The 10687-nt window shown below is 66.3% G+C and carries 9 protein-coding genes and 2 riboswitches; of the genes, 7 read left to right on the plus strand and 2 right to left on the minus strand.

All coding sequences use genetic code 11. The features are described from left to right. Positions 1-40 precede the first annotated feature (40 nt). From clpC1 to metE, 5 genes are all read left to right on the plus strand, one after another. On the plus strand, positions 41-2563 hold the full coding sequence (gene clpC1 / locus G6N46_RS21200) for an ATP-dependent protease ATP-binding subunit ClpC (protein ID WP_138250891.1): 2523 nt from the start codon (positions 41-43) through the stop codon (positions 2561-2563). 57 nt (positions 2564-2620) lie between these two features. Next, positions 2621-2767: riboswitch (adenosylcobalamin (AdoCbl) riboswitch) on the plus strand. A gap of 2 nt (positions 2768-2769) precedes the next feature. Beyond that, positions 2770-2985, plus strand: coding sequence for a CbtB domain-containing protein (locus G6N46_RS21205; protein ID WP_138250890.1), 216 nt, complete (start codon positions 2770-2772; stop codon positions 2983-2985). 14 nt (positions 2986-2999) lie between these two features. Then, positions 3000-3908 (plus strand): CbtA family protein, encoded by a 909-nt coding sequence (locus tag G6N46_RS21210; RefSeq protein ID WP_138250889.1) that lies wholly within the window; start codon positions 3000-3002, stop codon positions 3906-3908. A 57-nt stretch (positions 3909-3965) separates the two neighbouring features. After that, on the plus strand, positions 3966-4361 hold the full coding sequence (locus tag G6N46_RS21215; protein ID WP_064857257.1) for a YbjQ family protein: 396 nt from the start codon (positions 3966-3968) through the stop codon (positions 4359-4361). Between the two features lie 26 nt (positions 4362-4387). Then, positions 4388-4591: riboswitch (cobalamin riboswitch) on the plus strand. A gap of 113 nt (positions 4592-4704) precedes the next feature. Further along, entirely contained in the window at positions 4705-6960 is a 2256-nt protein-coding gene (metE, locus tag G6N46_RS21220; protein ID WP_138250888.1) for a 5-methyltetrahydropteroyltriglutamate--homocysteine S-methyltransferase, read from the plus strand. 54 nt (positions 6961-7014) lie between these two features. On the opposite strand, the gene G6N46_RS21225 is transcribed toward metE, so the two are convergent. Both G6N46_RS21225 and G6N46_RS21230 read right to left on the minus strand, forming a co-directional pair. Beyond that, positions 7015-8121: an NADH:flavin oxidoreductase gene (locus tag G6N46_RS21225; RefSeq protein ID WP_138250887.1), complete on the minus strand. Its 1107-nt coding sequence runs from the start codon at positions 8119-8121 to the stop codon at positions 7015-7017. Continuing rightward, positions 8114-8638, minus strand: coding sequence for a YkgB family protein (locus G6N46_RS21230; RefSeq protein WP_138250886.1), 525 nt, complete (start codon positions 8636-8638; stop codon positions 8114-8116). The genes G6N46_RS21225 and G6N46_RS21230 overlap by 8 nt, the downstream gene beginning before the upstream one ends. Before the next feature lie 130 nt (positions 8639-8768). Between G6N46_RS21230 and G6N46_RS21235 the strand changes: the two genes are divergently transcribed. Beyond that, positions 8769-9692 carry an AraC family transcriptional regulator gene (locus G6N46_RS21235; RefSeq protein ID WP_138250885.1) on the plus strand — a complete coding sequence of 308 codons (924 nt, stop codon included), beginning with the start codon at positions 8769-8771 and terminating at the stop codon, positions 9690-9692. Positions 9693-9851: 159 nt separating this feature from the next. Next, a complete protein-coding gene (locus G6N46_RS21240; RefSeq protein WP_234880797.1) occupies positions 9852-10679 on the plus strand; it encodes an NADP-dependent oxidoreductase in 828 nt (275 codons plus the stop codon). The last annotated feature ends 8 nt before the right edge of the window (positions 10680-10687 follow it).

Below are 10687 nucleotides of genomic sequence, written 5' to 3' on the forward strand. Positions count from 1 at the left end.
TGGCAGGAGCTGCGCTACGAGGGAGAGCAGGTAACCACCGATGTTTGAGAGATTCACCGACCGGGCCCGTCGGGTCGTCGTCCTGGCTCAAGAAGAAGCCCGGATGCTCAACCACAATTACATCGGCACCGAGCACATCCTGCTTGGCCTCATTCATGAGGGCGAGGGCGTAGCCGCCAAGTCGCTGGAATCGCTGGGCATCTCGCTGGAGGGTGTGCGCAGCCAGGTCGAAGAGATCATCGGCCAGGGGCAGCAGGCGCCGTCCGGCCACATTCCGTTCACGCCGCGCGCCAAGAAGGTGCTGGAGCTGTCGCTGCGCGAGGCGCTGCAGCTCGGGCACAACTACATCGGCACCGAGCACATTCTGCTCGGCCTGATCCGTGAGGGCGAGGGCGTCGCCGCTCAGGTGCTCGTCAAGCTGGGCGCCGAACTGACCCGTGTGCGTCAGCAGGTCATCCAGCTGCTGTCTGGGTACCAGGGCAAGGAGACCGCCGAAGCCGGCACCGGTGGCCGCGGCGGCGAGACGGGCAACCCGTCGACGTCGCTCGTGCTCGACCAGTTCGGCCGCAACCTGACCGCCGCCGCCGCCGAGGGCAAGCTCGATCCGGTCATCGGCCGCGAGAAGGAAATCGAGCGGGTCATGCAGGTGCTGAGCCGGCGCACCAAGAACAACCCGGTGCTGATCGGCGAGCCCGGTGTCGGTAAGACCGCCGTCGTCGAGGGCCTGGCGCAGGCCATCGTGCACGGCGAGGTTCCCGAGACGCTCAAGGACAAGCAGCTCTACACGCTGGACCTGGGTTCGCTGGTGGCCGGCAGCCGTTACCGCGGTGACTTCGAAGAGCGCCTGAAGAAGGTGCTCAAGGAGATCAACACCCGCGGCGACATCATCCTGTTCATCGACGAGCTGCACACGCTCGTGGGTGCGGGTGCCGCCGAGGGCGCCATCGATGCCGCCAGCATCCTGAAGCCCAAGCTGGCCCGTGGTGAGCTGCAGACGATCGGTGCGACCACTCTCGACGAGTACCGCAAGTACATCGAGAAGGACGCCGCCCTCGAGCGCCGGTTCCAGCCGGTCCAGGTGGGCGAGCCGACCGTCGAGCACACCATCGAGATCCTCAAGGGTCTGCGCGACCGTTACGAGGCGCACCACCGCGTCTCCATCACCGACGGTGCGCTGGTGGCTGCCGCGACGCTGGCCGACCGCTACATCAACGACCGGTTCCTGCCGGACAAGGCCATCGACCTGATCGACGAGGCCGGGGCCCGGATGCGCATCCGCCGGATGACCGCTCCGCCAGACCTGCGCGAGTTCGACGAGAAGATCGCCGACGCGCGCCGGGAGAAGGAATCGGCCATCGACGCGCAGGACTTCGAAAAGGCAGCCCGGCTGCGTGATTCGGAGAAGACGCTGGTCGCCCAGCGCGCCGAGCGGGAGAAGCAGTGGCGTTCGGGTGATCTGGACGTGGTCGCCGAGGTCGACGACGAGCAGATCGCCGAGGTCCTGGGCAACTGGACCGGCATCCCGGTCTTCAAGCTGACCGAGGCCGAGACCACGCGTCTGCTGCGCATGGAAGATGAGCTGCACAAGCGGATCATCGGCCAGGTCGATGCCGTCAAGGCCGTCTCGAAGGCCATCCGGCGTACCCGCGCCGGCCTGAAGGACCCGAAGCGTCCGTCGGGCTCGTTCATCTTCGCCGGCCCGTCCGGTGTCGGTAAGACCGAGCTGTCGAAGGCGCTGGCCGAGTTCCTGTTCGGTGACGACGACGCGCTCATCCAGATCGACATGGGCGAGTTCCACGACCGCTTCACCGCGTCGCGGCTGTTCGGTGCCCCTCCGGGCTACGTCGGCTACGAAGAGGGTGGCCAGCTCACCGAGAAGGTGCGCCGCAAGCCGTTCAGCGTCGTGCTGTTCGACGAGATCGAGAAGGCCCACCAGGAGATCTACAACAGCCTCCTGCAGGTCCTCGAAGACGGTCGCCTGACCGACGGCCAGGGTCGCACTGTCGACTTCAAGAACACCGTGCTGATCTTCACCTCGAACCTCGGTACGAGCGACATCAGCAAGGCGGTTGGCCTCGGCTTCACCCAGGGTGGCGGCGAGAACAACTACGAGCGGATGAAGCTCAAGGTGCACGACGAGCTGAAGAAGCACTTCCGTCCGGAGTTCCTGAACCGTATCGACGACATCATCGTGTTCCACCAGCTGACGCAGGACGAGATCATCCAGATGGTCGACCTGATGATCGGCCGGGTCGGCAAGCAGCTCAAGGCCAAGGACATGGAGATGGAGCTGACCGACAAGGCCAAGGCACTGCTGGCCAAGCGCGGCTTCGATCCGGTGCTCGGTGCCCGGCCGCTGCGCCGGACCATCCAGCGCGAGATCGAGGACCAGCTCTCCGAGAAGATTCTCTTCGAGGAGGTCGGCCCCGGTCAGCTGGTCACCGTGGACGTCGAGAACTGGGACGGCGAGAGCAACAACACCGAGGATGCGGTGTTCACCTTCGCCGGCCGTCGGAAGGAATCGGCCGACCTGGCCGAGGCCGCGGCGACTGCCGCCGAGTAACGGATTGTGAAAATGCCCTTCCCCGAAATTCGGGGAAGGGCATTTTCCGTTTGGGTGTATCTTGATTCCCGGTACGACGGCGCATGGAAGCCGGTGCGAATCCGGCGCGGTTGCGCCACTGTGAGCCCTCTGCGGCGAGTCAGATCTTTCGCCGTCGTGCAGAACCGAACAATGTAGGGGCGCGTGACCCCGTAGGAGGTTTGACCATGACGAGTATTGCGGTTTCGAAGCCGGGCGTATCGACCAAGGCGCTTTCGGCCACCCGGGTGGCGGTGCTGCTCGGTGTGACGATCTTCCTGGCGGTGCTGGCGTACTACCTCGTCGGCATCGACGAGGGCATGATGTCGCTGTTCGGCAAGACCGTGGTCGTCCATGAGTGGGTGCACGACTCGCGGCACTTCCTCGGCTTCCCCTGCCACTGACTCAGGGGACTTTTGTGGAAATCCGCGTCATCGGGCGCGGAGCCCTGGCCGGCCTGATCGCCGGCATCCTGGGGTTCCTGTTTGCCTGGATTTTTGCTGAACCCACCATCGACAAGGCCATCGATTACGAGTCCGGCCGCATGAACGTGCTCTCGACGGTCCACACGGCCATGGGCCACCCGGTCGAGCCGGACGGGCCGGAGTTGTTCAGCCGGTCCATCCAGTCGGGTATCGGTGCGGCCACCGGCATCATCGCGTTCTCCGTGGCGATGGGCGCATTGGTGGCCGTGGCGTATCTGGTGCTGCACGGCCGGTTCGGGGTACGGCCCAAGGTGCTGGGCTGGACCGCCGCCGGATTCGGTTTTCTGGGTGTGTACCTGCTGCCGTTCGTGAAATACCCGTCGAACCCGCCCGCCATCGGTCACGAATTCACAATGGAGACGCGCGGCTTCCTGTACCTGGGCATGGTGTGGGGCTCGCTCACCCTGCTGGGTCTCGCGGTGTTCGCCGCGCGCAAGCTGTCCGGGAAGGTCGGCTGGGCGCGCGCGATCGGGATCGCGGTGCTCGGGTTCTTCGTGCTGTACGGCGGACTGCTGGCGGCCCTGCCGTCGCTGGGCGATCTGGCCGCCAACGTCGAGCACTCCGGCGAGTTCGGTTTCGCGCGCGCCGCGACCGAGACGCCGCAGCCGATCACCAACACCTTCCCGACGCCGGTGACCGTCGACGGCAAGGTCTATGCGCCCGGGCAACTCATCTATCCGGGGTTCGACGCCGACCTGCTGTGGAAGTTCCGGTGGTACTCGCTGATCGACCAGGCGTTGATCTGGGCGGTCATCGGGCTGGTGTTCGGCGGGCTCGTCGAGCGCTACCTCGGTGGCGCCCGGAAGGCCGCACCGGCGCAGGACGTGGCAGCCGCTCTCTGACGATTGCGGTTGCCGCGCACTACAGTTCGAGGCGTACCGACACAGAAAGGCGGCAGCATGCTGGTTGTCACGACGAATGACCTGCCCGGGTGGGAGATTCAGCGGGTCTGCGGTGAGGTCTTCGGCCTCACCGTCCGCTCCCGGAATGCCTTCGCGCAGATGGGCGCCGGCTTCAAGGCGATGTTCGGCGGCGAGCTGCAGGGCATGACCAAGAACCTCGCCGAGAGCCGCAACGAGGCCATGGGCCGGCTGCTCCAGGAATGTCAGGCCCGCGGCGGCAATGCCATCATCGGGATGCGGTTCGACACCACGGAGATCGGCGACGTGTGGACCGAGATCTGCGCGTACGGCACTGCGGTGCAGGCGGTTCCGGTCACCGACGCGGCCCGCTACACCGCGCAGCAGTTGGGTTACGGCGGCGGCCCGGGCCCGGCACAGGGCCCGACAGGGTAGTCTCCACGGCGCAGCTGGTTTGCCAATGACGCCTCGGCGTCTGCGGCGTCGAATGGCGGGGAACCGCCATGAGAGGGAACCCGGTGAGAATCCGGGACTGTCCCGCAGCGGTATGCAGGAACGACCGCCGTCATCCGCACTGATCCACGGATTGGGAAGCGACGGCCACTAGGTGCACCAGAAGGTGCGCGCCTGCGAGTCCGAAGACCTGCCAGCTGTGCCGGATGCGCCGCGTCCGGCGGTGCATCGCCTCGTGGAATGGGCAATCGCCGAGGGCGGTTCGCGCTGTCCTCGATGGATGTCCTTGGGCGGTGCGCACTTCCGTCGCGTTTAAGGACGTCGCATGTCAACACCATTCACCGCAACCATTCTGGGTGCGCCCCGCATCGGCCCCAACCGTGAGCTCAAGCGCGCCGTCGAGCGCTACTGGGCCGGCCGGATCGACCGCGCCGCACTCGAAGAGATCGCCGCGGGTCTGCGCCGCGATACTCTCGCCGAACTCTCCCGGGCCGGTCTGGATTCCGTTCCGGTCAACACTTTTTCGTACTACGACCAGGTCCTCGACACCGCGGTACTGCTCGGTGCTCTACCGGCCCGGGTGAGCGGTGTAGCCGACGACCTGGATCGCTACTTCGCCGCGGCCCGCGGTACGGCGGACATTCCACCGCTGGAAATGACGAAGTGGTTCGACACCAACTACCACTACATCGTCCCGGAGATCGGTCCGGACACCGCGTTCACCCTGAATCCGGCCAAGGTGCTGAATGAGCTCAAAGAAGCTCAGACGCAAGGTATTTCGGGTCGCCCTGTGATCGTCGGGCCGATCACCTTCCTGGCCTTGAGTAAGGCGGTCGACGGCGCCGCCGCGCCCATCGAGCGGCTCGGTGAGCTGCTGCCGCTGTATGTCGAACTGCTGGGCCGGCTGGCCGATGCCGGCGCGCAGTGGGTGCAGATCGACGAGCCGGTGCTGGTCACCGACATCCTCGACAGTGGCGCCGAACTGGCAGAGCAGGTCTACACCACGCTCGCGGGCGCGGCCAAGCGCCCGGCCATCCTGGTCGCGACCTACTTCGGCGAGCTGGGGGCCGCGCTGCCGGCGCTGGCCCGCACCCAGATCGAAGGTATCGCAGTTGATTTCGTCGCGGGGGGCGATCAGCCTGTTTCGGGCCTGGCCGACAAGCTGCTGGTCGCGGGCATCGTCGACGGCCGCAACATCTGGCGCACCAACTTGGAAACCGCGCTGGCTCGGCTGGGGGCGCTGGTCGGGTCGGCGAAGACGGTTGCGGTGTCGACATCGTGCTCGACGCTGCATGTGCCGTACTCGCTCGAACCAGAGTCCGATCTGGACGACGCCCTGCGCAGCTGGCTGGCCTTCGGCGCCGAAAAGGTCCGTGAGGTCGCGACATTGGCGACGGCGATGCGCGACGGCCGGGACGCGGTGGCCGCAGCGTTCGAGGCGTCGAGCGCGGCTGTCGCGTCGCGGGCGCAGGACCCGCGCCTGCACAACGACTCCGTCCGGGCGCGGCTGAAGGAGGTGCTGACCGGCGGCATCAGCCGCGGGCCGGCAGCCGAGCGGCGTAAGGCGCAGGACGCGCGCCTCAGTCTGCCGTCATTGCCGACGACCACCATCGGCTCGTTTCCGCAGACCGTCGAGATCCGCAAGGCGCGTGCCGCGCTGGTCGCCGGTGAGATCGACGAGGCTCAGTACACCGATCAGATGAAGGCCGAAGTCGAGACCGTCATTCGGCTGCAGGAGGACCTGGGTCTGGATGTGCTGGTGCACGGCGAGCCCGAGCGCAACGACATGGTGCAGTACTTCGCCGAGCAGCTGGACGGTTTCTTCGCCACGAAGAACGGCTGGGTCCAGTCGTACGGCAGCCGCTGCGTGCGTCCGCCGGTGTTGTTCGGCGACGTCACGCGTCGGCAGCCGATGACGGTCGAATGGGCCAGGTACGCACAGACTCTCACCGACAAGCCGGTCAAGGGCATGCTCACCGGGCCGGTGACGATTCTGGCCTGGTCGTTCGTCCGCGACGACCAGCCACTGGCCGACTCCGCCAACCAGGTGGCCCTGGCCATCCGAGACGAGACGGTCGACCTGCAGGATGCGGGCATCGTCATCGTCCAGGTCGATGAACCCGCGCTGCGCGAGCTGCTGCCGCTGCGGAACGCCGACAAGGCGGCATATCTGCAGTGGGCGGTCGACGCGTTCCGGCTGTCCACTTCGGGCGTCAGCGACGAGACCCAGATCCACACGCACCTGTGCTACTCCGAATTCGGTGAGGTGATCGGTGCCATCGCCGATCTCGATGCCGATGTGACGTCCATCGAGGCGGCGCGTTCGCACATGGAGGTGCTCGACGACCTCAACGAAATCGGGTTCGCGGGCAGTGTCGGTCCGGGTGTCTACGACATCCACTCGCCGCGGGTCCCCAGTGTCGAGGAGATGGCGACTTCGCTGCGCCACGCGCTGGATGCCGTTCCGGCAGAACGGCTCTGGGTGAACCCGGACTGCGGTCTGAAGACCCGCAAGACCGATGAGGTGACCGAATCCCTGCGGAACCTGGTGCGGGCGGCGCGGCTGGTCCGCGCCGGGTAGGGCGCCAAAGACTGTGCCCCGGAACCTGATCAGGTTCCGGGGCACAGCACACTGTCACACTTCCCAGTCTTTGATGCTCGCGGTCGGACCGAAGATATCGGCGGGCACGTCGGGCGACAGCGGTCGTCCTGCCCGGACCCGCTGTGGCCAGTCCCGGTTGGCCAGTGCAGGTTTGGCCAACGTGACGATATCGGCGGAGCCGGAGTCGAGGATGCCGGCCGCGTCGCGGGGATCATCGAGGTGGCCGTTGGCGATGATCGGCAGGCCACTGTGGCGCTTGGCCAATTCGGCCAACGTGCTCGAACTGTCATCGAAAGCTGGTGCCAGAGCTCGATATTCGGTGGTGTGTATGTAGTCGACGCCGGCAGCGGCGAGTGTGCCGAAGATGATGGCGGCGTCATCCTCTCGGCCCGGCCACCGATGATGGTTGTCCGACACCTTTCCCTGTGAGATACGGATACCGACGGCGATGTCCGCGCCGACCGCGGCCACGACGTCGGCGCTGACCTCCGCGGCGAGCCGCACGCGGTTGGCGACGGTGCCGCCGTACTCGTCGGTGCGGGTGTTCATGTAGTCGGTGAGGAACGCGTCGAGCAGATATCCGTTGGCGCCGTGCAGTTCTACGCCGTCGAACCCCGCGTCGCGGGCCAACTTGGCAGCATCGACGAACGAGGTACGGACCTGGTCGATATGCTCGGCGGTCATCGCCTCGGGCATCTGGTACGGACCCGATCCGCGGTACATGGACAACTGCTCGCCGTGCGGCCGTACTGCCGACGGAGCCCAGGTGGTGGCCGTATGGCGGTTTCCCTGTGACTGGCTGCCGGCGTGCATGAGCTGGGCAAAGAACTTCGCACCGGACGCGTGGACGCCATCCACGACCGGTTTCCACGCCGCGACCTGGGCAGAGCTCGAGATGCCGGGCTGGAAGTAGTAACCCTGGCTGGCCTGGTCATCGATATACAGGCCTTCGGTGATCAACAGGCCAAACCCGCCATCGGCGAACGTCCGGTAGTAGGCGCCCATCCGATCGGTGGGAAGACCTTCGGCCGTTGCGCTGACTCGGGACATCGGAGCCAGTGCGACACGGTTGGTCAGGTTGACCCCGGCGATCGACGTCGGCCGGAAAAGAGATTCGTAGCGTGCGTTGCGATCAGACATGGTTCTGGTCGCCCGTCCAGCCGGACCGGATGGCGTCGGCCAGTGTCCAGAACGAAGCTCCCAGCAAGACAAGGTCTTTCAGGAGAAACTCGGCGAGCAACGTGATCGCGGGGAACCCGCCGCCTGCCGGTTCGGCAATTCCCGGGGTGGTGAACAGGAAACTGATCGTCGCGAGGAACAACAACACCGACAGCAGGCTGCCGAGCGCCGAGATGCGTGGCGCGAACGGCTTCACCGCCAGGAGGACCGCAGCGGTCACTTCCATGACGCCGAGGAGTGCGGAGAAGGTGTATTCGGGGAAGATGCCGTAGAGCCAGCCCATGAACGGGCTGTGCGCGACCAGTGGGGCGATCTGATGTGCCTCGTAATGGGCGAACTTCAGCAGGCCGATCCAGCCGATGACGACAACGAGTCCGTACCGCAGCAGTGCCGCGGTGACAGTGTCGACGCGTGGCAGCGCGCGCACCGCGACGCGAGCCGTAAGCGCGGTGTCCTTGGTGTGGAGTTGTTCGGTCATGACGGTCTCTTTCCTGTGCGGAGTGCTTGGCGTCGGAACCCGCGAAGGGCTGCACTTCGTTGAACCGTACTTAGCCGCAATCGATACCAATAGGCGCTATTGACTCAGTTTTCTGCTCTAAAGTCTCAATATGGACGTCGTCAGTCGTTTGTTGGACGTGGCGCAGGTCGGTGCCAAGGTGGACAAGCGCTGCCTGCTGGGCAGCACCACCCGCATGGACGTCGGCGGATATCCGGAGCTGCAGGCACCGTTCCACGTCCTGCTCGAGGGCGAGTGCGAGCTGCTGGTCGGTTCCCGGGCGCTGACGATGCGGCAGGGGGATGTCGTGCTGATCCCGAGCCGGGCTCCTCATCGGATCGTCGCGGCAGGCGCCGGCCGGCTGCGGGGCACAACCGAGACCACCGGTGAGGCGTTCGTGACCACCCGTAGCCGGGGTGGCGGACCGGCCGTCATCGATTTGTTCTGCGGGCATTACACATTCGACGGGGGAGCGGGCGCGGTGCTGTTTCGCAGTCTGCCGGACCCGCTGCATGTTTCGTGCGGCGACTCAGCCGACACCGCGGACATGTTGACGATGCTGAGCGCCATGATGCGCGCGGAAGCACAGCGGGAGGGAAAAGGCACCGCGGCGATCCTGTCCGCGTTGGCCACGGTGCTCCTGACGATGGTGTTGAGGTCCGCGAACAGCGCGACGACGACGTCCACGTTGTGGACCGCGGCAACCGACCCGCGCATCGCGAAGGCGATCGAGAATGTGCTGGCCGCGCCGGGCGCAGACTGGACCATCGATCGGCTCAGCAGCACGGCCTCAATGGCGCGGGCGACATTCCTGCGGCATTTCGCACGGGAAACGGGCATGACCGTGGGCGTCTTCCTGGCACGTGCCCGGGTGATGGCTGCCGCCGAACTACTCAAATCCACCGACGCGACAGTCGCCACCATCGCCGGTCAGGTCGGCTATCAGTCCGAGTCCGCGTTCTCCCGGGCCTTTCGCGCTGAGGTCGGGACTACGCCGGCCCGCTTTCGGCGTCGCCGTCACGGCGTCACGAAATAAACCGGGCACCCCGCAGCTTTCCTTCTTTGGGCTCCCGCCCGGTACCGGAACCCGATTGGAGACGACCGAATGTCGAGACTTGTTCAGTTCGGAGAATACGGCGGCCCTGAGGTGTTGCAGGTGGTCGATGCCCCGCCACCGGCGCCCGGACCGACCCAGGTGCGGATCGCGGTGCGCGCGGCCGGGCTGAACCCGATCGACTGGAAAATCCTCAGTGGTCAGATGCGCGAACTGTTTCCGCTCGAGCTACCCGCCGGCGTGGGCTCCGATGTGGCGGGCGTAGTCGACGCGGTCGGCGCCGAGGTAACCGAGTGGGCTGTCGGCGACGAAGTGCTGGGCCGGTCGACCACCGGATCGTTCGCCGATCACGCGCTCGCCGAATCGGCCGAGATTGTGCGCAAGCCCGCCGGTGTCCCGTGGGAAGTGGCGGGCTCCCTCGCGGGTGCCGGTGGCACGGCATATGCCGTGCTGAAGAAGCTCGGCATCAAGGCAGGCGAGACGCTGCTCATCCATGCCGCCGCGGGCGGCGTGGGGACGTTTGCCGTCCAACTCGCAAAGGCTCAGGGCGTCAATGTGATTGGTACGGCGGGTGAAGCCAACCACGAGTATCTCCGTTCGCTGGGCGCGACGCCGGTCACCTACGGCGACGGCCTGGCTGAAAGGGTTCGCGCCGTCGCGCCGCAGGGCGTGGACGCCGTTCTCGACGCCTCTGGCCGCGGCGAAATCCCGCTGTCGATCGAACTCACGGGCAATCCGGCGCGCGTTCTCACGCTGGTTGCCTTCGACGCGGCAGGCACCGGCATCCAGATTCACGCCGGTGGCTCGGGCAGCGAACTCGGCGCGGCCCTTGGCGAACTCGCCGCACTGGCAGCGCAGGCGCGGCTCGTCGTCTCGATCAGCCAGACGTTCCCGCTGACCGAAGCTGCGGCCGCGCTCTCGGCGAGCATGACGGGCCATGGTCACGGCAAGATTGCCGTCGTGCCGTGACCGTGGCC

The organism is Mycolicibacterium phocaicum (genome assembly GCF_010731115.1).
GTDB lineage: Bacteria > Actinomycetota > Actinomycetes > Mycobacteriales > Mycobacteriaceae > Mycobacterium > Mycobacterium phocaicum.